Here is a 24,365-nt window from a genome sequence, read left to right as displayed (position 1 = left end):
TGTAGATGGCTACGATAGAAAACCAGAACGTTATTACGTTCTGGTTTTTTACTTATAGTGTAATTAATCTGTGTAATGGTAACTATTATTATAGGTGTTTTTGTGCATATATTTTTGTTGTTAAGTAGCTTTACACTTGAATTTATTAAGGTTTTTAAAAGGCCCTGCTTATAAGACTAATAGGCAGTTCCTAATTTAATTTAGTGCAATTAACCTGTAATCTAGGCATCTTAAAGTCTTGAGTATCGAACTAAGTTACTATACATTACTAATGTTACCCGTAACGCAGTGCTTGACTGAACGCATGCCTTTGATGTTTTGGTCGTATATATTTAACAAACCGACCCTAGGCTACAGACTCAAAAATGTTTCAATTAACAGTTAAAACTGTATGAGAGTACTATGAACAATATAGAAGATATAGTGAATCCAGAAAACAATACTATTGTAATATTCGGTGCTTCTGGCGATTTAACTCATCGAAAACTAATTCCAGCCTTGTATCATTTGTTTGCTAATAAAATGTTACCAGAAGACTTTGCCATACTTGGTGTCAGTAGAACATCATTTGATGATGCGACCTTCAAGGCTAAATTAAAGCAATCATTAATTGATAATGAAAAAGTCGATCTTGAGTTACTGGATGTATTTTGCGACCACTTGTATTACGTGGCCATTAATACTTCAGAAACGAGTGAATACGCCATATTGAAAGAAAAATTGTCGGCAATTAAAGATAAACATAACACTAATGGTAATACGGTCTATTATCTCTCAACTCCGCCTAGTCTATACGGAATTATTCCAGAATGTTTAGCCGAAAACGGTTTAAATGATGAAACTGAAGGCTGGAAAAACTTAATCATAGAGAAACCATTTGGTTATGATTTAGAGTCTGCACAAAGTCTTGATAAACAAATCCATGCTTGTTTTAAAGAACACCAAATCTATCGTATCGACCATTACCTTGGTAAAGAAACCGTACAAAACTTGTTAGTTATGCGCTTTTCCAACGCTATGTTCGAACCGTTATGGAATATGAGATTTATTGACCACGTTGAAATTACTTCTGCCGAATTTTTAGGAGTAGAAGAACGCGGAGGGTATTATGATGGCGCGGGCGCGGTTAGAGATATGTTCCAAAACCATTTGTTGCAAGTCCTTGCTATGGTCGGAATGGAACCTCCTGCAGTTATTAATGCCGATTCTATCCGAGATGAAGCAGTTAAAGTTATGCAATGTTTTAGGCCACTTAGTGAAGATGACCTACAGAACAACCTAGTATTAGGCCAATATACAGAGTCCGTCGTTCGTGGCAATTTGTTGCCAGGATACAGGGAAGAACACGGTGTTGCCGATGATTCTCGTACCGAAACTTACGTTGGATTAAAAATGTTTATTGATAACTGGCGTTGGGCTGGCGTACCATTTTACGTACGCACAGGAAAGCGTTTGCCAACTCGCGTAACCGAGGTAGTCATCCACTTTAAAAATACTCCGCATCCGGTATTTGGTATTAATGCGCCTGAAAATAAACTAATTATTCGTATTCAACCAGATGAAGGCATACTACTTAGTTTCGGTTTGAAAAAACCCGGTGCTGGTTTTGAAGCAAAAGAAGTATCAATGGACTTTCATTATGATGACTTAGAAGAAAGTAATATGCTTACTGCCTATGAACGCCTGATACTGGACTGTATGAAGGGGGATGCGACTTTGTTTGCTCGTTCGGATGCAGTTGAAGCTTGTTGGGAATTTGTGCAGCCAATTCTAGATTATAAAGAAAACCTAGAGCACTTATTTGGCTATGCTGCAGGTACTTGGGGACCGATAGAAGCGGACAAGTTACTCACCGATGACGGACGCAAATGGCGTTTTCCATGTAAAAACTTAACTAACACCGATTACTGTGAATTATAAATATGAACTATAAAGTATTCAAAACTCCTGAAGATGTTGTTAAATCTCTTGCTGACACAATGCAAGAACTGAGCTTAGAGAATCGAGCCATCCATATTTCACTTTCAGGTGGAAGCACGCCCAAGTTGTTATTTAAAACACTTGCCGCTGCGCCTTATAATCAATCAATTGAGTGGAAAAATCTCCACTTTTGGTGGGGAGATGAGCGATGTGTCGCTCCAACCGATCCTGAGAGTAATTATGGTGAAGCTAATTCACTGTTATTCAGTATTGTTGATATTCCTGAGCAAAATATTCATAGAATTATTGGTGAAGACGATCCGCAAGCAGAAGTCTCTCGATTTTCTGCCGAAATGGAACAACTTATTAACCATAAAAATGGCTTGCCGGAATTTGATTGGATTTTATTAGGTATGGGAACGGACGGCCATACTGCCTCTTTATTTCCAAAACAAACTGATTTTTCTGAACAAGCCATTGCCGTGGTTGCAACGCATCCAGAAAGTGGCCAAGTACGAGTGTCCAAAAGCGCAAGATTATTAGAAAACGCCAAGCGATTAACCTACCTTGTGTTAGGTGAAAGTAAAGCTGAAATTTTACGAGAAATAGAAACGACGCCAGCAGATGAATTAGTTTATCCTGCGGCAAAAATTCAATCAAACCATGGTCAGACGGAGTGGTTTTTAGATTTACAGGCAGCAAAAATGCTGACGAAAGGAGAGTAGAGAATGAAAGGTGATATCGGTGTAATCGGCTTAGCGGTTATGGGACAGAATTTAATCCTTAATATGAATGACCATGGCTTTAACGTTGTTGCATATAATCGTACCGTATCTAAAGTGGATGAATTTATTGAAGGGCCTGCTAAAGGAACGAATATTATTGGTGCATCTTCAATGCAAGATTTAGTCGATAAATTAGCCTCGCCTAGAAAAGTGATGTTAATGGTGAGAGCTGGTGATGTCGTCGACCAGTTTATCGACCAACTTGTTCCTCTTCTAGACGTAGGTGATATCATCATTGATGGTGGTAACTCAAATTACCCAGATACCAACCGTCGGGTTGCATCTCTTAAAGAAAAAGGCATTCACTTCGTCGGAACTGGTGTTTCTGGTGGTGAAGAAGGTGCTCGATTTGGACCTTCAATCATGCCAGGCGGTTCGCCAGAAGCATGGCCATTTGTTAAGCCTATTTTCCAAGCAATTTCTGCAAAAACTGAATCAGGTGAAGCGTGTTGTGATTGGGTTGGTAAAGATGGTTCTGGTCACTTTGTTAAAATGGTCCACAATGGGATTGAATATGGTGATATGCAACTGATAAGTGAAGCGTATCATTTTATGAAAGAAGGTTTACAGTTATCTCACCAAGAGATGCAAGCCATTTTCGAAGAGTGGAAGTCAACAGAATTAGATAGTTACCTCATTGATATCACTACCGATATTCTTGGATATAAAGACGAAGATGGTGAGCCACTGGTTGAGAAAATTCTTGATTCCGCTGGTCAGAAAGGCACTGGTAAATGGACAGGGATCAATGCACTGGATCTTGGTATTCCGTTAACTTTAATCACTGAGTCTGTTTTCGCACGTTGTCTTTCTTCACTAAAAGAGCAAAGAGTTGATGCTGAAGCACTATTCGGTAAAACCATTGCCCCAATAGAAGGTGACAAAAAAGAGTGGGTTGACGCAATTAGACAAGCACTTTTAGCGTCAAAAATTATCTCTTACGCTCAAGGCTTTATGTTAATTCGTGAAGCGTCAGAAGAAAATGATTGGGATCTTAACTTTGGTAACGTTGCATTAATGTGGCGTGGTGGCTGTATTATTCGTAGTGCTTTCTTAGGTAATATTCGTGATGCGTACCAAACCAATCCAGATATTCAATTCTTAGGTTCAGATTTGTACTTTAAAGAAATCTTGATGTCTTCTATGCCTGCTTGGCGTAAAGTTGCTTCTAAAGCAATGGAGATAGGCCTACCAATGCCAACGATGACTTCTGCATTGACGTTCCTTGATGGTTATACGACATCACGTCTTCCTGCAAATATGATCCAAGCACAACGTGATTATTTTGGCGCACATACTTATCAGCGCATTGACCAACCAAGTGGTGAGTTTTTCCACACTAACTGGACTGGTACCGGTGGTGATACAGCGTCAACAACTTACGACGTTTAATCACTCATTACCTTGTTAAATTAATAAGATTAAAAAAGGGATGTGGCTTGTTAGCCCATCCCTTTTAATTTATTTGTAGTAACTCACAGTGCTATGTTTGGTCTGATGGAGTTTTATGTGTGTACAGGCCGATCTAAAAGTTAAAACGGGTTTGAACCATTAACTGACTGCCGTAAACACCATTGTTAAGTAGTGACGCACCAACGACCAGCTGTTGGGTTGAATGGAATCTAGCTCCACCTTCCCAAATGAAATGTGTTTCTTCACTGTCTATCAACATGCCTGCTTTACCATGTAGTTCAATATTTTCTAAAAACCACATCCTAAGACCGAAATTAAATTCAGGTAAAATATCATCGCCAATTATATCGTGACTGTCGTCTTTGATATTATGAACTAACATTTGTCCAGTAATATCAAAGAACTGATCGATAGGACCATTAAAGCCAATACCACCAGCAAAATCATAGTCGCCTTCAAATTCACTATCTGCGCGAAGAATAAAATGGGCATTTTCCATAAATTGCATACTATAACCCACACCAAAGGTTGTTGGTCCAACACCCAACCTAAAGTCTAACGTATTGTAAGGAAAATTGTTTGCCGAAGCATTACTGATTGAAAATAAGCATAAACTTAGCAGTGCAAGTGTACGAGCCGTTGTTAACATGAAAACTCCATTTACGAATTAGGCATTATTATTTATCCCAAGCAAACTATATGCCAATGTTTGATGAATGATTTATTCCTTTGTACAACTGACTTCGCGATAATAACTTGAGAACAAAAAGTTGTTTTTTTGACGCCAATAGATAGATGACAATTACTTGACGTATTATTGACGTGACCGTTTGAAGCTTTAATGTTGATTAACTTCGTCAATATCATGCCTTTGCAATAGCAACACCTTTTGTTTCGTGATAGTTCTTGGTTCACCGATAGTTTGCCTTGTGCATTAATTTTAGTCACAACTCTAAATAAACACTAGTTTTGGCGAAAAATAATCGCGATTTAGTTATCATGGCGAATCACTGCAACTACATTGAACTTAATTGAAAGGAAAACAATGAGTAAACAAATCACATTGCTGTTAATGTGGGCTTGTTTAGCGCTTAATGCTAAAGCCGCAGAGACGCGGATCAACATTTATGCTGCCGCCTCGATGACCAATGTTATTTCTCAACTTGCCGAGGATTATTCTCAAAAGACGGGAACTCAAGTTGTAACCATTTTTGCCGGATCCTCGTCTTTGGCAAGGCAAATTCAAAACGGCGCACCAGCGGATATATTTATTTCTGCCAATAACAAATGGGTTGATTACCTAGTTGAAAAAGACGTAATTACCAAAGAGCACGTGCAAAAATTAGTGGAAAATGAGTTGATTTTAGTCAGTCCTAGTTCAAGACCCGTTGACGAATTTGATCTGTCGGACGCGGACCAATGGCGAGAGTTGTTGACCCATGAAAGGTTGGCTCTAGGACAGACCGAATCGGTACCTGCCGGTATTTATGCGAAGGAGTCACTGATTAATTTAGGTGTATGGCAACAAATAAACAACAGAATCGCACCAACTAATTCGGTTCGTTCCGCATTAGCTTTAGTTGAAAGAGGTGAAGCAGGCGTTGGTATTGTGTATAAAACAGATACTTTTCAAAATGATAAAGTAAAATTGGTTGCTGACTTTGCTAGTTCATTACACCAACCTATTATTTATCCGCTTGCACTATTAAATGACCAACCAGAAGTCAGGGCATTTGCCCAATACTTATTGAGTGATGAAGCTAAACAAGTGTTTGGTCAATTTGGATTTTACTAACTATCGGATGCAAATAATTATGCCTATTCGTCGTCAGGATAAATGGATTAAAAACGGAGTGATGAATCTTGTCTGACTTTGAAATACAAGCGCTCATTTTGAGTATGAAAATTGCCTTTGTTGCGGTTATCGGATTAATTCCTATTGGAATTTTATTCGCGTGGTTGTTAGCTAAAAAAAATTTCGTAGGCAAGCGGTTGTTAGATAGTGTTATTCATCTTCCTTTAGTTCTGCCACCGGTTGTGATTGGCTACTTATTACTGGTTTTAATGGGTAGAGAAGGTGTTATTGGTTCCTTTTTACTTGAAACGTTTGGTATTAGCTTTAGTTTTAGTTGGCGTGGTGCGGCTTTAGCTTCTGCGGTTGTCGCGTTACCTTTGATGGTTCGTGCGGTTCGATTAAGTATTGAATTGGTCGATCCTAAATTAGAACAAGCAGCAAGAACATTGGGCGCATCGTCTTTTAAAGTGTTTTATACCATTACCTTGCCATTAACATTGCCCGGTATTGTAACGGGTACCATGCTTTCCTTTGCTCGAAGTTTGGGAGAATTTGGTGCCACAATTACTTTTGTTTCTAATATCCCAGCAGAAACACAAACCTTACCTTTAGCGATGTATAGTTTTATTGAAACGCCCGGCGCAGAATTTGCTGCTGCTCGTTTATGTGTCATTTCTATTGCCGTGGCTTTAGTGTCGCTATTTATTTCTGATTGGTTAAGCCGTCGGACTCAAAAACGGTTAGGGAATGTAAAAGCACAATGATTAATATAAAATTAAACCACAAGCTTGGTGATATTTGTCTCGACGTGAATGAAAGTATTCCATCCCGTGGTATCACCGCAATATTTGGTCGTTCCGGCTCAGGAAAAACGTCACTGATTAACGCAATAGCAGGTTTGATTGTACCAGACCGCGGTCAAATAACCGTCAGAGAAAAGCGGCTATTTGATGATAAAACCAACCTTAATGTTGCAGTCAACAAGCGTAATATTGGTTATGTATTTCAGGATGCAAGACTGTTTCCTCATTATCGCGTCAAGGCTAACTTACTCTATGGTGCAAAGAGTTCTATCGAGCGGACTATGTTTGATCGTATTGTCGATCTACTCAATTTGTCACATTTATTAAAACGTTACCCTGCTGAGCTTTCTGGTGGAGAGAAGCAACGGGTTGCCATTGCGCGGGCACTATTTTCTCAGCCAGATATGTTATTGATGGACGAGCCATTGGCTTCTTTAGATTTACCAAGGAAGAAAGAGGTCATGCCGTTTCTAGAAAAACTAGCGCAAGAGGTTGATATTCCGATTTTGTATGTGACGCATAGCTTGAGTGAAATACTTCGCTTAGCCGATCACATTATACTGTTAGAGCAAGGGCGAGTTGTAACCAGTGGTCGCTTAGAAAATATTTGGGGCTCTGATGTAATGCGACCTTGGCAACCTTTTTCGGAACAAAGCTCATTATTTGAGGTAAGGTTACAACGCCATCATGACAAATATGCACTTTCACAAGTCAGTTTGAATAAGCAAACAAGTTTGTGGGTTCAACGTGTGCATCAACCGCTAAATTCGGCGTTACGCATGCAGATTAGAGCTAATGATGTGTCAATCATGCTAACAAGAGCACAGCAAACTTCTATTCGTAACATTTTATCCGCTAAAATTACCACAATCACCCCTATAGAAGCAGAACAAGGCGAGCAGAACATGGCGGTAAAACTCGACCTTGGCAATGATTGTTATTTGGTTGCAAATATCACTCGATGGGCATTTGATGAGTTAGCTCTTATTGAAGGACAAGCGGTGTTTGCACAGATAAAAGGAGTAAGTGTGACGCAAAAAGATATGGCGATGAAACCAGCAGTTATCGCTAATGTACTATAGAAATGCCCCTATAGAGATCACTGATAGACCTGTTGAGATAAATAGGTTGGCAAAGGGATTGAAGTCGATTTTATGTCTTTCAATCCCGTGTTGTTTTTAGATTATCGACTTCATCTATTACTGGATTGTAATTATTTGTTAAGTGCAGTATCAAGCCATTGATTAAACTGAGTCTTTGCCACCGCTCCGTTTAACATGTCTATTTGTTTACCATTTTTAAATAGCATTATCGTAGGAATACTTCTTATTCTATATTGACTAGCAATTGCTTGATTGGCTTCGGTATCCACTTTCACAAATCTCATTGACCCCATTCTTTCGCTAGCGACATCTTGAAAAACAGGTGCAAAACCAACGCATGGGTTACACCAAGGGGCCCAAAAATCTATCACTACAGGTTGCTCTGATGTTAAAAGGGCGGCCAAGTTTGCTTCTGTACCTTCTATTGGTTTTCCGTCGAATAGGGCAGATTTACATTTTCCACACGTAGCCGCTTCTGAAACCCGTTGTAACGGAACTCGGTTGAGACCGTTGCACGATGGGCATCGGGTGTTGAATGCTGTCATTATTTTCTCCTTTAAATTCACTCTTATAACTGAGCGTATATCAGCGTATACTTGTATAGTATAATCAAACACAAAAAAATAACATACGAGCAGGAGATTATATGGCGCAGCACTATGCAGAAATAACGGGGTGGGGAAAGTGTATCCCTCCAGCGGTTTTATCGAACGATGATCTTAGTACTTTTTTACAAACGTCCGATGATTGGATCCGCTCCCGCACCGGTATAGAAAATCGTCGTATAAGTCATGTCGATACATCTGAACTGGCAACAGTGGCTGCAAAACAAGCACTAGCGTGTGCAGGTATTACAGCCGATCAGCTTGATGTAATTATTGTCGCAACGTGTTCTGCTGATTCGCTTATTCCCAATATAGCGTCTAAAGTTCAACAAAACCTTGGTGTTGTTGGGGCCGCAGCTTTTGATTTGAACGCGGCCTGTACCGGGTTTGTTTATGGGTTGGAAACGGCCACTCGCTTAATTCAAGCCGGTAACTATAAACACGCACTGGTTATTGGCGCAGAAAGATTGTCGTTTTTTATAGATTGGAGTCAACGAGATACTGCAGTACTGTTTGGAGATGGAGCAGGTGCGGCTATATTAAGCCGAACAGAGCAACCGCTTGGATTACAGCAGGCGCGTATTGGCTGTGACTCGGCTGGCCGTGATATTTTATCCGTGCCTAAATTCGGTACGAGTATGGATCGATTTGCTGCGGAAAATGGCTATTTTGATTTTAACTTTATTGGACGAGATATATTCAAACGCGCAGTGAAAGGAATGGGAGGAGCCGCACAAACCGTTTTGCATTCGTCCGGTTTAAAAATCGAAGATATTGATGTACTTATTCCTCATCAAGCGAATATCCGTATTATTCAAACGTTAGCTGACTTGGCGGGTATCGATCAACAGCGTGCCTTTGTTAATATACAAAAATATGGTAATACTTCGGCTGCGACAGTGCCTATTGCACTATGTGAAGCGGTGGAACAAGGTAAAATTAAAGCAGGTGATAACATTTTGCTAGCAGCATTTGGTGCGGGATTAACTTGGGGCGCGGGCTTAGTTAAATGGGGTAATAGAGTCACAGCGATTAATCAAAGCGATGCAGCACTTCCTCCATGTGATAAAACCGCCTTACAACTGATAGCCGATAATAAAAATCACTGCTTTAACCGACCAGAATAGAGTAGTAGTTGGCTTAATAAAGTAGAAGTTTTAGTAAAACTGAGAGGTTCTGAAAATAGCTTTGTGAATTTACTAATTATTTGTAACAAGCCCACTTGGGGCTTGTTACATTTTGGTCAAACCGAACTTACTGTTGTGCAAACATAACCGTTCTGTAGCCACCAATTAAATTACGTGCTTGATAACCATTATTTACTAATTGACGGTAAGCGACGTTACCGCGTAACCCTACAGCGCATAAAATTATGATTTCTTTATCTTTATCCAACTCATTCATGCGATATCTCAGCTCATCTACAGGAATATTGATTGCACCTGAAAGAGTACCAAACTGTTCTATTTCTTCATGTACACGTACATCTAAAATTATGTGATTGTCTGTTAAGGTATCTAACTCATCGAAATGAATTGCTTTGGCATCGCCATTTTCAATGTTGTTAGCCACAAAGGCCGCTTGGTTAATGACGTCTTTTGCACTACCAAACGGAGGCGCATAAGTTAACTCAAGGTGCTGAAGTTGCTCGATAGTCATACCTGCACGTTGAGCTACTGCCATAATATCAATACGCTTATCGACGCCGTCTTTACCTGCTGCTTGAGCACCAAGAATTTTCTTTGTGTCTGGACAATAAAGCATCTTAAATGAAACAATCTCCGCACCCGGATAATAGCTCGCATGACTAGCAGTATGTACATACACTTTTTTGTACGGAATGCCTTCACGCTTTAGAGTCTTCTCGTTCTTACCAGTAGAAGCAACGGCTAAATCGAAAATCTTACAAATGGCTGTTCCTTGTGTCCCCTGATAAGTTTGCTGACGGCCAAACATGTTGTCAGCGGCCATTCGACCTTGACGATTAGCAGGGCCAGCAAGCGGAACGATAGTGGGATTACCTGTAATAAAATCGGCTTCTTCAATTGCATCACCCACTGCATAAATAGATGGATCGCTGGTTTGCATTGTTGGCGTAGTCCAGATACCACCTAGATCTCCTATTTTTAAACCTGCTTCTTGAGCTAGTTTTATTTCTGGTCGAACGCCAATAGCCATAACCAATATCTCAGTCTGGATTGTTTCACCATTGCTCAGGTTGAGATTCAAGTGTCCTTGGATATGAGGGTGTTGGTCTACTTCTCCGCTTTCAATGTTTGGTACGTGCGGTTGTTGAATATATTCCACTGCTTCTAGTGCAACGCCTAAACGTAAATCGACACCTTTCTCTTTGATTTCAGCGTGAGCAAAGCCCGCCATTTCACGGTCAACAGGTGTCATTACTTGGTCGGCTAATTCTACAAGCGTTGTTTTAATACCAAGTTGGTGAAACGCTTCCATCATTTCTAAACCAATGAAACCGCCGCCCACAACTGTGGCATGTTCTGGGCGATTCATGCGGATCGTATTTAAAATTTTGTCCATATCAGGGATATTACGCAGTGAGTGCGTAATGGGGTTATCAATACCTGGGATAGGGGGAACAATTGGGCCTGCACCTGGACTCAGTACTAAGAAATCGTAGCTTTCAGTGTAATCAGAGCCGTCTAATACATTCTTAACAGTAACGGATTTGTTTGCTTTATCTATGCCAACAACTTCGCTCATCGTACGAACATCAACATTGAATCTCGCAAGGAAACTCTGCGGGGTTTGCAGCAGTAAGTTTGCTCTTTCGGTGATATCGCCGCCTATATGATAAGGTAAGCCGCAATTGGCAAACGAAACAAATTCACCACGCTCAAACATAATAATTTCAGCATTTTCGCTAAGGCGGCGAGCACGAGCAGCTGCAGACGCGCCACCTGCTACTCCACCAATGATGACTATTTTTGTCATTGTTAATAACTCCAAATTATATAAAAAGATAAACAATAACTACGCAATATATAGGCGGTTATTGTTTATCTCTCCAAGTTAATATTTGTTGTGGATAGCCTTACGGTTTATTTTAGTCCAATCTTTTTTAATAAGAATGCAGCGGGGCAAAATCCAGTAAATGCACTTTGAACTAAGTTTAAACCGATAAAGACGGTTAACCATAGGAAAGAAGAGTGAACGAAAGTAGTCAAAATAACCGATAGTAAAATCATAATTCCTGCTGCTATTCTAACGCCATTTTCTATTGTCATAATATGCCTTCCTTGTTTTGTTGCTATTTTGTGTAACCGAAGAGTCTCAACTTGAACTGCAAAAACTATAAACCTCTAAATTAGAATTGTCTAATGTTATTTTTAAAAAATCCTAATGTTCTAATTAAGCATTGACTAATTAACATATATTAGTAAAATCTAAACAAAAAGCTTAACAATAAAAAGCTTTGTGCTCAACAGTTGCTACCAACAGTAACAATAGGCCGCTGCTGATAACAATGAGTGGTTAACTATCTTGAGAGAACAGTGTTATGGATATGATTAAAATGCAACAAAACACACAGAAAGTGTCTGAATTGCTGAAAACAATGGCGCACCCTGAAAGACTGATGGTGTTATGCCAATTAACACAAGGTGAAGTAGGAGTTGGCGAACTGCAACAGAGATCAGATCTTAGTCAATCTGCTTTTTCACAGCATCTCACTGTATTACGTAAGCATGGTCTGATTAATGCCAGAAAAGAGTCACAACATGTTTACTATTCATTGTCAGATCAGCGTATTTCAGCGTTGATTAATAATTTACATCAACTTTATTGCGTTTAATTAAGAGGTTACTAGAGGTATATGATGAGTTTTTCCATTCCGTGGGAGTCACTATTTGGCGGTGTACTATTAGGCATATCAGCTTCGGTGTTGTTGTTAATGAACGGCAAAATTGCTGGAATCAGTGGAATTGTATCTGGCTTATTAACCCCTAAGCGAAAAGATTATTCATGGCGTTTACTTTTTTTCATTGGAATGATGTTGGGCGGCATGTTGGCTGGGGTGATGTTTAATGTGTCTATCCCGGGGGAGTTTTCTGCTAGTCCGTGGCTGCTAGCGGTATCGGGGTTGCTAGTTGGTATTGGTACCAAGATTGGTAACGGTTGCACCAGTGGTCATGGTATTTGTGGTATCGGGCGTTTCTCGTTTCGTTCTATCGTTGCCACGTTAACTTTTATGCTGGTTGCTGCGTTAACGGTATTTTTTCGTCTACACGTCATATAACTCACGGTGTTTTGGAGCGATTATGTTTGCTTTTGTTTCTTTATTTTGCGGTATTTTATTTGGCTTGGGTATGGCCGTGTCCGGAATGGTTGACCCAGCTAATGTAGTTGGGTTTCTTGATGTAACTGGAAATTGGTCGCCCGACGTTATGTTTGTGATGGGCGGAGCACTTTCAGTGTTTATACCGGTTTACTTATTTGTTATTAAGACAAGGAGCAAACCGATTTTTGCAACTGAATTTGGTTTGCCTATCCGAGATAAAATTGATGCTCGCTTAATCATTGGTGCCACAATATTCGGGCTCGGTTGGGGATTGGTAGGTTTGTGCCCAGGACCAGTCGTTTCTTCTTTATTAGCAGGTAACATTGGTGTGGTGATTTTCTTTGCCAGTATGATGGTTGGGTTAGGGGCGGTAAGTTTATTGACCTATATCAATAACAATTCAAATTCAGCAGAGCAAGTTGTAACGAGTAGCTAATCTTTAACAAACAGCTTAATGAGTGAAACCTTGCGTCAATTGTTGAGGAGTACTAATGAAAAAGGAACTAAGTGGTGGATTTGTTCATAAAGTAATGAACAGTTATTTTCCACCAATATTGATTGTACTAACCTTGGCTATTGGCGTGATGTCGTTAATTCTGACGCCAAAAGAAGAAGATCCACAAATTATTGTTCCGATGGCGGATGTGATTATCCAAGCTCCCGGTTTAAGTGCCAAGCAAGTCGAGAAACAAGTTACAGAACCCATAGAAAAACTGCTTAGTCAAATTGATGGTGTTGAAACGGTTTATTCGACATCAATGCATGGCGCAGCACAGGTAATTATTAAGTTTTACGTAGGCCAAGATAGAGAAGAGGCATTGGTTAAGCTATACAATAAGCTTTATTCTAATCAAGATAATGTCCCGACATCGGTTACTAGTTGGATTGTAAAACCTATTGAAATTGACGATGTACCTATCGTTGTTGCGGCATTGTATTCAGAAAGTCCGGCTGATCTATCCAATTATGAATTACGACGTATTGCCCAACAAACCACTCAACGTTTAAAGGCGCTTGATAGCACCAATGTGGTTGAAGTGATTGGCGGTCAATCTAGGATCATCGAGATTGAACTCGATAGCTCAGCAATGGCAAGCCGAAAAACAACCATAGATGACTTAAAAAGTGCTTTTTCTGTTAGCCATACTAAGCAAGATGCAGGGTTGATTCATCAATCGGGTAACGCGTACCAGCTTGAGTCGGGACAATTTTTTACCCAGGCAAAACAGCTTGAAGCATTAGTGGTTAATGTAGTCGATGGTAAACCAGTTTTTTTGCGTGATGTTGCCGACATTTCAGATGGACCAGAAGAAGCGGTAAATGATACTTGGTTTCAGCTGTCCTCTAGCAATCGGGAGATAACTGAGCCATTACCTGCGGTATATATTTCAGTGGCTAAGCAGAAAGGAGCGAATGCGGTCTCTGTTGCGCATGACGTTCTACAAGAATTAGACCAATTAAGTTCTCGGCAGCTTCCCGAAGGCGTCAAGCTCAGTATTATTCGAAATTACGGTCAAACGGCTGACAATAAGGTCTCTAATCTAGTATCTAGCCTCGCTATTTCAATTTTAACGGTGGTGGTATTTGTCGGCCTATTTTTAAATTGGCGAAGCGCACTGGTTGTTGGTATTGCAATTCCAATCAGTTATGGTGCTGCGCTTGGTATGGACTTAGCATTTGGCTACTCTATTAATCGAGTCACGCTATTTGCCTTAATATTGGCGCTTGGTCTAATCGTTGATGATCCAATCGCTAGCATAGATAACATCGAGCGTTATTTAAAACAGAAATCAATATCTCGCACTAAAGCTATTGTATTGGCAATGATGGAAATTCGTAGCGCATTGCTAATGTCGACGGTTGCGATTGTCATTGTATTTACGCCGATGTTTTTTATTACAGGAATGATGGGACCTTACATGGCTCCACTCGCTTTCAATGTGCCCATTAGTGTAATATTTAGTACGATCGTTGCGTTTATGATTACGCCATGGTTAGCTCGTAAACTTCTAGTCAGAGCGACAAATGAAGGGATATATGATGTAAAAAATAGCCTCCTTTTCAAAGGTTATCAGGCTGTTTTGTTGCCGTTATTGAAAAGTCGTACCAGAAGTTGGCTATTTCTGGGGTGTGTTGCAGCGTTATTCATCGGCGCGGCTTTGCTTCCCGCTTTGCGGCTCGTTCCATTGAAGTTGCTTCCTTACGATAATAAAAATGAATTCCAATTGGTACTCAACATGCCAGAGCAAACCAATTTTGTAGAAACATCTAATGTGTTGCGTGATTTTTCGAATTACCTAGTTAGCGTACCTGATGTTGTTTCCGTGTCAGCATTTGCCGGTATTGCTTCACCGATGGACTTTAATGGTATGGTTCGACATTATTATATGCGCAACCAAGCTCATCAAGGTGAATTAAGAATTGTGTTGGCGGATAAAGATGAAAGGCGTCACCAATCTCATCAATTAGTTACTAGGCTTAGATCTGACCTAGAACGTATTGCTCAGCAATATAACGCCGATATTCAGTTAGTTGAAGTCCCTCCCGGTCCGCCCGTTATCGCGACACTGACTGCGGAAATTTACGCAGATGAAACCACAAGTTATCAGGATTTACAGGCGCAAGCGTTAAAAGTGGCGGCAAGATTAGAACGAGAGCAATTTGTCTCTGAAGTTGATACTTCAATTCAAGGTAAGTACGACACCTGGCGTTTTATTGTCGATCGTGAAAAAGCCGCCTTATCTGGTGTTTCTGTTTACGACATTAATCAAACCATCATTGCGGCCAACAATGGAGTGGTGTTGGCTAATTTACAAGCTGAACGAGAAATTACGCCGCTTTCAGTGAAATTAAGGTTGGCTCACAATGATCGTGACCAGTTGAATAAACTGACCGACTTATACGTGAGGGGCCGAGCTGGCATCGCTAAGAATGAAGTACAAGGTTCGTTAGTTGATGCGCCTCAACCTCTTGTTCAGCTTTCAGAACTGGGCACTTTTGTTAAGCAAGCCAGGCAACAACCTATTTATCACAAGAACCTCGAACCTGTTGTTTATGTTTATGCTGAATCAGTTGGTCGCGTACCCGGAGAAATTGTTGCAGACGTTTTAGCTGATCAAGATGAACCTGAATCGTCAAGTCAAACCAGTATAGCGCAGCGAACTTATTTTAATAACGGTGCAGGAGATGGTTGGAGTGTGGCGCAAGGTATCAAGGTAGTGTGGAGTGGTGAAGGAGAATGGAAGATAACGGTTGATGTATTTAGAGATCTCGGTATTGCGTATGCCGTTGCTTTATTAGGTGTGTTTGTCGTTATGTTAATTCAAACCGGTCTACCTGCGGTATCGGGAATTATTATGTTAGCCATTCCGTTAACAGTAATAGGCATTATGCCGGGGTTTTGGCTACTAAACTCGATAAGTGAAGATATAAATGGCTATCCAGACCCTGCTTTGTTTACTGCTACCGCAATGATCGGCATGATTGCACTTGCAGGAATCGTAGTAAGAAACTCTTTGGTTCTTATAGAATTTATTCAACAATCGTTAGCCGAAGGCAAAGCGCTCACCGAGGCTCTTGTCGAGTCGGGAGCGGTACGAATGCGACCGATTTTATTGACTGCAGGAACAACGTTACTGGGTAATGTTGTGATCACGTTAGACCCTATTTTTAATGGTTTAGCATGGTCAATAATATTTGGTATCACCGCATCTACTGTATTTACTTTGTTGGTTATACCTGTGGTGTATAAGCTCGCGTATGGCAATGTAAACGGCCACGGTCTATCGGTACAAGATGAGGATCTAACATGAACAAGTCAAAAATTCTTCTAGGCCTTGCGTCATTCACGGTTTTAGCGACTCTGTTTTTGTATATGTCGGGTTACTTTACCGATAAGTTACCTGAGCAAAGAATAGTGGTTGTTAGTGATTATCCAGAGTTAGAGACGGCGATAATCGAACAACAATTAATACCGGTTGATTATCAATTCACCGGCACCGTTGTAGCTGACCAAAAGGCGATCATCTCTGCACGACTAACAGCGAGTATAGCGGAGGTTATGGTTAATGTAGGGGCGAAAGTAAAGCAAGGCGATGTGTTAATGCGTCTAGAAAGTAGAGACCTGAATGCGAGATTACAACAAGCAGAGCAAACTCTCTTTTCTGCGCAAGCACAATTGAGCGCAGCAAAAAAAGAATATGACCGAGTAAAAGAACTGGTGGCTAAAAAACTACTATCGCAATCTCAATTTGATCAGGCGGAAAGCCAACTAAAAATCGCTCAAGCAAATGTTAAACAAGCGCAAGCAACCGTAACTGAAGCGGAAACAACATTAAGCTTTAGTGCCATAACAGCGCCGTTTGACGGTCTGATTACACAAAAAAATGTCAATATGGGTGATACCGCTTCACCGGGAATGCCATTGTTGACAATGTATAACCCCAATAGACTTCAGCTTGAAGTTTATATTTCTGAAGCACAAATTAAAAATGTCACATTGGGTATGAATCTACAGTATCAATTACCAACGTATGCTATTCAAGGTGAAGGCGAGGTTGTGCAAATTAGTCCTTCTGCCAATTCACTTTCACGAAGTTTTATGGTTAAGCTGAATATTGATTCATCAACCTTAATTTATCCGGGCGTATATGGAAAAGTGATAGTGTACGGAGAAAAACAACCCGCTTTGCTGGTACCTAAAAACGCAGTTTATCAAGTGGGCCAACTAGATTATGTCAAAGTGGTGCAGAATGGGCTGATTGCTAGTCGATTAGTACAAATCAACGATAATTTTTTGGTTAGAAAAGGGTTAGCTGTTGGTGATGAAGTTGTCTTACAACCCTTGCGTTATCATTAAATTAACTATGTCAATAAAAATAACTATGTCATTAAAAACAACCATGTCATTTACGTCGCTGTGTTACGTATATCGCTAAATCAAAAAGAGATGTAACTACGGAAATATAATGGTTGATAATGGGCAATGATCACTTAATCGGTAAGTTAGCACATCATCGGGTGAGAATATCTGCTGTTTAACGGCACCATGAGTTAAATGTTTACTGAGTAGAATATGATCAATAAGCGACCTAAATTGATAGGTGGCTTTGTTGTTTCTATTGGAACGGACGATACAGTTTGGTTGGCTAGTTTTACTGGCAAGATTAACGTGTTGTTTGATATCAGTACTTATATCGACATACAACCAATCATTTGGATAGGCGAGATTGTGGTTAAAATCTCCAGCAACAACGAACCTTTGTTTTGCTTCGACTCTTTGCTTAAGCCATTTATTAACTAACAAAGCCTGTTGTTTAAGTAAGTTACAGTCTCTGGTTCGTTTGTATTGAGCTGGACACCCTGCTTTTAAATGTACTGAAAGCAAATGTATATCTGAAGCCTCGTTTGAACCTTGTACGATTACATAGGATGCAAATCTCAATTTGCTAGTGTTTTGCGTCATTACGAGGTCGGCAGGATCGATAACATTGATAGTTTGTTTAATAGCAAAACCAGTGTACTGATTGATATCGTCGAATTGACGAGATTTGAAGGTCGGACTAGTACGATCGGACAGGTAGATAACGTAACGATTACCAACAATATTTTTTATCGCTTGAATTGAATCTACTTCTTGAAATGCCAATACGTCGGGTGAAACTTTGTTAAAGTATTGGGCGAGAACTTGCGTGTCTCGGCTATTTCTATTAGTCAAAGGGGCAACGGTATTCTTATCAGTGGTTAACCATTGTAAATTCCAACTTGTTACCACTAACGGTTTTGTGGATAACTCAAGCGCGGCATTCAGGGTTTGTGGATGAAATAGCCACAGTAGTAAAAATAGCCTGACATAGTTAAATTTGGTCATATTTTGTGCCATTGTAATAATGAGTTATCGATAACGCCCATCTTATCAAGAGATTAAAAATTTCAAGTATTTTTCGCTCAATTTTGCATAAATGATGTATTTATTTTCGCATTGAGATCTTATACAAAAAGATCGTCTGTTGTTGTCATTCACTTAGTTTTTATTGATCTAAATCAAGACCCTAGAAGCACTCATCCTTTTAAATACACGCACAATATGTAGTGTGCATTTTTAATATTAATACCCTATATTGTGCTTTGTTAGTAATCTGTGGATATCTAGGGTAAGGAGATACAGTGAATACAGTCGTGATTAAACGGGATGGCTCCCGTGCCCCATTTGCAAAGGATCGCATCGTTACTGCCGTTAAAAGTGCGTCGAGCTTTATTGATAATGATGTGACGGCCTATGCAGAACAAGTGGCACAGGCAGTAGAGACCAAACTACTTGATCACGCTGAAGTTGATATTGTCGAAATACAAACGTTAGTTGAAAACGAAATGATGCAGGGACCTTATAAGGGAATGGCACGTTCTTATATTGAATATCGTCACGATCGTGATATGGCCCGCGACAAAAAAAGCGCCTTAACTAAAGAAATTCAAGGCTTGATAGAACAAAGTAATGCTGATCTCCTTAATGAAAATGCCAATAAAGACGGCAAAGTTATTCCTACTCAACGCGATCTATTAGCCGGTATTGTCGCTAAACACTACGCTAAAACTCATATTTTACCGCGTGATATTGTTAAAGCACATGATGAAGGTGATATACATTATCATGATCTTGACTATGCGCCTTTCTTTCCAATGTTTAACTGCATGCTTATTGATCTCAAAGGCATGTTAACTCATGGCTTTAAAATGGGTAATGCGGAAATCGATACGCCCAAGTCGATTTCAACCGCAACGGCTGTCACTGCTCAAATTATTGCTCAAGTTGCGTCTCATATTTACGGTGGAACGACTATCAATGCTATCGATGAAATTCTAGAACCTTATGTACTTGCTAGTTATCAGAAGCACTTAAAGGTGGCTAAAGAGTGGAATATTGATAGTCCGGAGTCATTTGCAACATCACGCACAGAAAAAGAATGCTACGATGCTTTTCAATCGTTAGAGTATGAAGTAAATACTTTGCATACTGCAAATGGGCAAACGCCATTTGTGACTTTTGGTTTTGGTTTGGGAACCAGTTGGGCGGCTAAATTGATTCAAGCATCGATACTTAAAAATCGTATTGCGGGTTTAGGTAAAAACAGTAAAACAGCCGTTTTTCCCAAATTGGTGTTTGCTATTAAAGATGGCTTAAATCATAAAGCGTCCGATCCTAATTACGATATTAAGCAGTTGGCACTAGAATGCGCATCTAAGCGTATGTACCCCGATATATTGAATTACGACAAAGTAGTGGATGTTACTGGCTCTTTTAAAACTCCTATGGGGTGTCGCAGTTTTTTGAATGTGTATCAGGAAAATGACGAATTGGTTCACGATGGACGTAATAACCTCGGTGTGGTCAGTCTTAACTTGCCACGTATTGCAATACAAGCAAATGGAGATGAAGACAAGTTCTATGATTTGCTGGAGGATAAACTAAAACTTGCTCGCAAAGCACTAGAAACACGTATCAACCGTTTGGAGTCAGTAAAAGCCAGAGTGGCGCCTATTCTGTATATGGAAGGGGCTTGTGGTGTTCGTTTAAAACCCGATGATTCTGTGGCCGAAATTTTTAAAAATGGCCGTGCTTCTATTTCTTTAGGTTACATCGGCATTCATGAAACGATCAATGCGTTATATAAAAGCAAAGAACATGTTTATGATAATCCAACTTTAAATGCCAAAGCAATTCAATTGGTTAGAAGGATGAAGGATGCGGTTGATGCATGGAGAGACGAAACGGGCTATGCCTTCAGCTTATATGCAACGCCAAGCGAAAATTTGTGTAATCGTTTTTGTCGCATTGATGCTAAAGAATTTGGTGTGATAGAAGGTGTTACTGATAAAGGTTACTATACGAATAGCTTCCATCTCGATGTAGAGAAACAAGTTAACCCTTACGATAAAATAGACTTTGAAATGCCTTATCCAGAGTTATCGACTGGTGGTTTCATTTGCTATGGCGAGTTTCCAAATATGCAACGGAACATTGAAGCATTAGAAAATGTTTGGGACTACAGCTACAGTAGAGTGCCATATTATGGCACGAATACTCCAATAGACGAGTGTTATGAATGTGGCTTTACTGGCGAATTTGATTGTACTAGTAAAGGGTTTACTTGCCCTAAGTGTGGTAACCACGATTCGACTAAAGTATCCGTGACGCGACGCGTATGCGGATATTTAGGTAGCCCAGATGCACGACCTTTTAACTTGGGCAAACAAGAAGAAGTTAAACGCAGAGTTAAGCATTTGTAATTGTTATGAACTATTATCAATACCATCAAATTGACGTTGTAAATGGCGAGGGGACACGTTGTACTTTATTCGTGTCCGGTTGCGAACACAATTGTAAAGGTTGTTATAACAAAGCAACGCATAATCCAAACTCTGGTCTTTTATTCACTCAAGCGATGGAAGACCAGATCATTGCTGATTTGCAAGATACGCGAATTTATCGACGCGGACTTTCGTTGTCTGGCGGTGACCCTCTTCACCCGGCAAATCTAGCAGCAATTTATCAATTGGTGTTGAGAGTAAAGAAACAGTGCCCAGATAAAGATATCTGGATGTGGACAGGTTATACGCTCGGGGAATTGTCCCAACAGCAGCACAAAATTGTACAGTTAGTTGATGTATTGATTGATGGCAAATTTGAGCAAGACAAGTATGATCCAGAACTACTGTGGCGTGGTTCTAGCAATCAAGTTATTCACCAGTTCAAGTCAGATCAAATTTGAGCTTATTTTCATGTCGTTTCCATTATCAAAACAAGCTTTTTTACTTCGCTTCGTTTTTTGTTCGTATCACTCATATTTTTAGCTAGCGTTAAAAAAGTGGGGTGGTTATGAGACTTGGCGTTCATGGTTTAAAGTATAAATAGTCCTTTCACTTGGCTTAATCTATGTGTATGATTTTTCCATGCTTTAATTTGCTCAATCAAGGCGAGCGCAATAGTGTTTAGGCAGTATATTCGTTCGTGGTTATCTACTATTTATCAAGGAATGTGATTCAATGTTTGCATATTTACCAACGCCTCAGCAGGACGCTATTCTTTCTCTTTCAGTTGCTTATCGTAGTGATCCTCGCACAGAAAAAGTTGATTTAGGTATTGGCGTATATAAAAATAACTTAGGTGAAACACCAATTATGCAGGCGATTCAAGAGGCGCAAAAAAAGCTACTTGAAAGTCAAACCACTAAATCGTACGTAGGATTAGCGGGTTGTGAAGAATTCAACTCTAGTATGGTTAAGCTATTGCTCTCAGGAACTTCGGCGTTTGACCGTGTGAGTGCCATTCAAACTCCCGGTGCAAGTGGTGCTTTACGTATGTTAGCTGACTTGATGAAAGTGGCTAACCCTAAAACCACCGTTTGGTTGAGTAATCCAAGCTATGTTAACCATAAACCAGTGATGGAAGCGGCAGGTTTAAAGGTGAAATATTACCGTTACTTTAATCCACAGACTAAGCAGGTTGATGTTGATGGTATGTTAACCGATATCGCAACTGCTGGCCCTGATGATGTTGTTCTAATGCATGGCTGTTGTCATAACCCAACTGGGGCAGATGTTGATTTTTCGGTTTGGAAAACGGTAACTGAACTTTCGCAAAAAAATGGCTTTATACCGTTTGTCGATATAGCCTACCAAGGTTTTGGTCAAGGCTTAGAAAAAGACGCTGAAGGCTTGCAATTTATGGCGGACAATATTGAAGAAATGTTAATTACAACATCGTGCTCAAAAAACTTTGGTTTGTATCGAGAACGCACAGGCGCAGCCATGGTTGTTGGTAAATCATTAAAGCATGCAGTCAATGCTAAGGGTAAATTGCTTCAATTAGCTAGAGCCACCTATACCATGCCACCTGATCATGGTGCTGCATTAGTTAAAACCGTGCTCAACGATTCTGATTTGACTCGTATGTGGAAAGAAGAGCTTGTATCTATGCAGTTAAGGCTAGTGAATTTAAGAGATCTTTTGTGTAATGAATTACGTGTTTCTCATCAATCGGAACAGTTCGACTTTATAAAATCGCATCAAGGTATGTTTACTGTTTTAGGCTTTTCTGCTCAACAAATGCAGGTTTTAAAAGATGACTATGGTATTTACGGTGTTGCTGATGGCCGAATTAACATTGCTGGTTTAACAGAAAAAGATATTCCTTATGTAGCAAATGCTATTGCCAAAATAGCCTAAATTAGTAGCTATACTGTATAAAGATAACATAGAGTTAGAGGAATAAACCGTGAATAAATCCTTGTTACCAGTTTGTTTGTGTTTCGGTTTGGTTGCGTGTACGAGTAATCAATCCGATACTTCACAACAATCGTCTACGGATAATGTAGCGAAACAGATGGTTGTTGCTGAAAAAACCGATAATTCATCAGTAAGCGGAGTGTCTACTGGTGACAAAGCTGACGTTTCGCAATCAAATACTTCTACAGTGACAAAGGAAGTAGACAAACCTATAGTAAAAGCGAAAGCAAAGGCTGAACCAACAAAAACAGAACAAGGTAAACTTATTTTAGGCTCGGAAGAGTGGGTGTATCTTCCTGGCTTAGATAAAAGCTTTATGGCGAAAGTGGACACAGGAGCAACGACTTCATCCATTAGTGCCGTTGATATTTTACCTTTCGAAAGAGAAGGGAAGGAATGGGTTAAATTCCGAGTTGAGCACAAAAATATTTCTACAGATGAGATCAGCTTACCTGTTTTGCGTTGGGCAAAGATCAAACAAGCGAATAGTACTGAAGCCGAAAAGCGTCCTATAGTTACTGCATGGATACAAGTCGGTGACGTTAAAGAAAAGGCAGACTTTACTTTAACTGACCGCAAGCATTTATCTTATCCCGTTCTTTTAGGGCAAAGTTACGTGCGTGATATTGCAGTGGTGGATATAGGTCGCAAGTTAGTGCAACCTAAGAAAAAATAAGCATTTTAGCTGATAAAAAATCGCAATTCTTTTGCTCGGAATTGCGATTCTATTTGATTTTTTCAGTCGTTCGGTAAGTGAAAATAACTAAGGCAACTAATGCACCTAAGGTATCGCATAGCATATCTTTTTGCGCGTCCCATATATCGCCCTGAGACCCTAAAAAGGCAATACCTTCGTCACCTCCAGCAAGCTCTGCATACCACCACTCAATAATTTCATAAGCAGCGGCAATACTCATAATAGCGAAGAGACTAAATAAAGCAGCGATTAACTTATTACATTGATTATAGCGATACAGATATTCGGCAATAGGGTACGCATACAAACCAATTGAAAAATGGGCGACTCGGTCAAAATGATTACGTTCAGAGCCTACCAAATTATTGAACCAGTCGAATGGCACCTCAGCAAACGTGTATTTGGCACCAATTGTGTGTAAGCCAAGCCATATAAACATGCAGAAATAGGCAGTGGAGCTAAATTCTAGCGTTCTACTTAGTAGTAGAATGGCTAAAAGAATTACAATGACCGGTATGATTTCAGCAATCCACACTGCTCTCAACGCAGGGTCAAAGGCAGAAAATATAAAAACCAACCCATAAAGTGAAACCAGCGCTATCAAAGTATTACTAAAGCGTCGTCGTCGCGTAAAAGAGGTGTGATTCATAAGCTACC

22 protein-coding genes are annotated in these 24,365 nt (G+C 40.0%); 16 read left to right on the top strand and 6 right to left on the bottom strand.

The window, feature by feature from the left end:
* Nucleotides 1-420 precede the first annotated feature (420 nt).
* From zwf to gnd, 3 genes are read left to right on the top strand one after another with little or no spacing between them, the layout of a single operon-like run.
* Complete coding sequence (gene zwf / locus R3X26_RS03940) at nucleotides 421-1,920, top strand: glucose-6-phosphate dehydrogenase (RefSeq protein WP_317715939.1); 1,500 nt, start codon at nucleotides 421-423, stop codon at nucleotides 1,918-1,920.
* Nucleotides 1,921-1,922: 2 nt separating this feature from the next.
* Nucleotides 1,923-2,645 carry a 6-phosphogluconolactonase gene (gene pgl / locus R3X26_RS03935; RefSeq protein ID WP_317715889.1) on the top strand — a complete coding sequence of 241 codons (723 nt, stop codon included), beginning with the start codon at nucleotides 1,923-1,925 and terminating at the stop codon, nucleotides 2,643-2,645.
* Between the two features lie 3 nt (nucleotides 2,646-2,648).
* The gene (gnd, locus tag R3X26_RS03930) at nucleotides 2,649-4,097 is read left to right on the top strand and encodes a decarboxylating NADP(+)-dependent phosphogluconate dehydrogenase (protein WP_317715888.1); all 1,449 of its coding nucleotides are present in this window, start codon (nucleotides 2,649-2,651) and stop codon (nucleotides 4,095-4,097) included.
* Nucleotides 4,098-4,230: 133 nt separating this feature from the next.
* Here the strand turns inward: gnd and R3X26_RS03925 are convergent, their stop codons facing one another.
* The gene (locus R3X26_RS03925; RefSeq protein ID WP_317715887.1) at nucleotides 4,231-4,767 is read right to left on the bottom strand and encodes a hypothetical protein; all 537 of its coding nucleotides are present in this window, start codon (nucleotides 4,765-4,767) and stop codon (nucleotides 4,231-4,233) included.
* 396 nt (nucleotides 4,768-5,163) lie between these two features.
* On the opposite strand from R3X26_RS03925, the gene modA reads away from it, so the two are divergent.
* From modA to modC, 3 genes are all read left to right on the top strand, one after another.
* Nucleotides 5,164-5,913 carry a molybdate ABC transporter substrate-binding protein gene (gene modA, locus R3X26_RS03920; protein ID WP_317715886.1) on the top strand — a complete coding sequence of 250 codons (750 nt, stop codon included), beginning with the start codon at nucleotides 5,164-5,166 and terminating at the stop codon, nucleotides 5,911-5,913.
* A gap of 104 nt (nucleotides 5,914-6,017) precedes the next feature.
* The gene (gene modB / locus R3X26_RS03915) at nucleotides 6,018-6,677 is read left to right on the top strand and encodes a molybdate ABC transporter permease subunit (protein WP_317715938.1); all 660 of its coding nucleotides are present in this window, start codon (nucleotides 6,018-6,020) and stop codon (nucleotides 6,675-6,677) included.
* Complete coding sequence (modC, locus tag R3X26_RS03910) at nucleotides 6,674-7,798, top strand: molybdenum ABC transporter ATP-binding protein ModC (protein WP_317715885.1); 1,125 nt, start codon at nucleotides 6,674-6,676, stop codon at nucleotides 7,796-7,798. The genes modB and modC overlap by 4 nt, the downstream gene beginning before the upstream one ends.
* 131 nt (nucleotides 7,799-7,929) lie before the next feature.
* Here modC and trxC read toward each other — a convergent pair whose 3' ends face one another.
* Entirely contained in the window at nucleotides 7,930-8,364 is a 435-nt protein-coding gene (gene trxC, locus R3X26_RS03905) for a thioredoxin TrxC (protein ID WP_317715884.1), read from the bottom strand.
* A gap of 101 nt (nucleotides 8,365-8,465) precedes the next feature.
* Between trxC and R3X26_RS03900 the strand changes: the two genes are divergently transcribed.
* Nucleotides 8,466-9,551, top strand: a complete 1,086-nt coding sequence (locus tag R3X26_RS03900) for a ketoacyl-ACP synthase III (protein WP_317715883.1) — start codon at nucleotides 8,466-8,468, stop codon at nucleotides 9,549-9,551.
* Nucleotides 9,552-9,678: 127 nt separating this feature from the next.
* Here the strand turns inward: R3X26_RS03900 and R3X26_RS03895 are convergent, their stop codons facing one another.
* Nucleotides 9,679-11,382, bottom strand: a complete 1,704-nt coding sequence (locus R3X26_RS03895; protein WP_317715882.1) for an FAD-dependent oxidoreductase — start codon at nucleotides 11,380-11,382, stop codon at nucleotides 9,679-9,681.
* A gap of 107 nt (nucleotides 11,383-11,489) precedes the next feature.
* Nucleotides 11,490-11,675 carry a DUF2892 domain-containing protein gene (locus R3X26_RS03890; protein WP_317715881.1) on the bottom strand — a complete coding sequence of 62 codons (186 nt, stop codon included), beginning with the start codon at nucleotides 11,673-11,675 and terminating at the stop codon, nucleotides 11,490-11,492.
* A 272-nt stretch (nucleotides 11,676-11,947) separates the two neighbouring features.
* On the opposite strand from R3X26_RS03890, the gene R3X26_RS03885 reads away from it, so the two are divergent.
* From R3X26_RS03885 to R3X26_RS03865, 5 genes are read left to right on the top strand one after another with little or no spacing between them, the layout of a single operon-like run.
* Nucleotides 11,948-12,241 carry a metalloregulator ArsR/SmtB family transcription factor gene (locus R3X26_RS03885; protein WP_317715880.1) on the top strand — a complete coding sequence of 98 codons (294 nt, stop codon included), beginning with the start codon at nucleotides 11,948-11,950 and terminating at the stop codon, nucleotides 12,239-12,241.
* Between the two features lie 24 nt (nucleotides 12,242-12,265).
* Nucleotides 12,266-12,685: a YeeE/YedE family protein gene (locus R3X26_RS03880; protein ID WP_317715937.1), complete on the top strand. Its 420-nt coding sequence runs from the start codon at nucleotides 12,266-12,268 to the stop codon at nucleotides 12,683-12,685.
* A gap of 22 nt (nucleotides 12,686-12,707) precedes the next feature.
* Entirely contained in the window at nucleotides 12,708-13,163 is a 456-nt protein-coding gene (locus R3X26_RS03875; RefSeq protein ID WP_317715879.1) for a YeeE/YedE family protein, read from the top strand.
* A 55-nt stretch (nucleotides 13,164-13,218) separates the two neighbouring features.
* On the top strand, nucleotides 13,219-16,539 hold the full coding sequence (locus R3X26_RS03870) for an efflux RND transporter permease subunit (protein WP_317715878.1): 3,321 nt from the start codon (nucleotides 13,219-13,221) through the stop codon (nucleotides 16,537-16,539).
* Nucleotides 16,536-17,585, top strand: coding sequence for an efflux RND transporter periplasmic adaptor subunit (locus tag R3X26_RS03865; protein ID WP_317715877.1), 1,050 nt, complete (start codon nucleotides 16,536-16,538; stop codon nucleotides 17,583-17,585). The genes R3X26_RS03870 and R3X26_RS03865 overlap by 4 nt, the downstream gene beginning before the upstream one ends.
* A 96-nt stretch (nucleotides 17,586-17,681) precedes the next feature.
* Here R3X26_RS03865 and R3X26_RS03860 read toward each other — a convergent pair whose 3' ends face one another.
* A complete protein-coding gene (locus tag R3X26_RS03860) occupies nucleotides 17,682-18,596 on the bottom strand; it encodes an endonuclease/exonuclease/phosphatase family protein (RefSeq protein WP_317715876.1) in 915 nt (304 codons plus the stop codon).
* A gap of 296 nt (nucleotides 18,597-18,892) precedes the next feature.
* On the opposite strand from R3X26_RS03860, the gene nrdD reads away from it, so the two are divergent.
* From nrdD to R3X26_RS03840, 4 genes are all read left to right on the top strand, one after another.
* Complete coding sequence (gene nrdD / locus R3X26_RS03855; protein WP_317715875.1) at nucleotides 18,893-21,013, top strand: anaerobic ribonucleoside-triphosphate reductase; 2,121 nt, start codon at nucleotides 18,893-18,895, stop codon at nucleotides 21,011-21,013.
* A 5-nt stretch (nucleotides 21,014-21,018) separates the two neighbouring features.
* Nucleotides 21,019-21,495, top strand: coding sequence for an anaerobic ribonucleoside-triphosphate reductase-activating protein (nrdG, locus tag R3X26_RS03850; RefSeq protein WP_317715874.1), 477 nt, complete (start codon nucleotides 21,019-21,021; stop codon nucleotides 21,493-21,495).
* 274 nt (nucleotides 21,496-21,769) lie between these two features.
* Nucleotides 21,770-22,951: an amino acid aminotransferase gene (locus tag R3X26_RS03845; protein ID WP_317715873.1), complete on the top strand. Its 1,182-nt coding sequence runs from the start codon at nucleotides 21,770-21,772 to the stop codon at nucleotides 22,949-22,951.
* Nucleotides 22,952-23,000: 49 nt separating this feature from the next.
* Nucleotides 23,001-23,687: an ATP-dependent zinc protease gene (locus tag R3X26_RS03840; protein ID WP_317715872.1), complete on the top strand. Its 687-nt coding sequence runs from the start codon at nucleotides 23,001-23,003 to the stop codon at nucleotides 23,685-23,687.
* Nucleotides 23,688-23,736: 49 nt separating this feature from the next.
* Here the strand turns inward: R3X26_RS03840 and R3X26_RS03835 are convergent, their stop codons facing one another.
* Nucleotides 23,737-24,357 carry a DUF2238 domain-containing protein gene (locus R3X26_RS03835; RefSeq protein WP_317715871.1) on the bottom strand — a complete coding sequence of 207 codons (621 nt, stop codon included), beginning with the start codon at nucleotides 24,355-24,357 and terminating at the stop codon, nucleotides 23,737-23,739.
* Nucleotides 24,358-24,365 lie beyond the last annotated feature (8 nt).

The organism is Vibrio sp. TH_r3, assembly GCF_033101115.1.
Lineage (GTDB): Bacteria > Pseudomonadota > Gammaproteobacteria > Enterobacterales > Vibrionaceae > Vibrio.
This window is presented reverse-complemented; position numbering and strand designations above follow the sequence as displayed.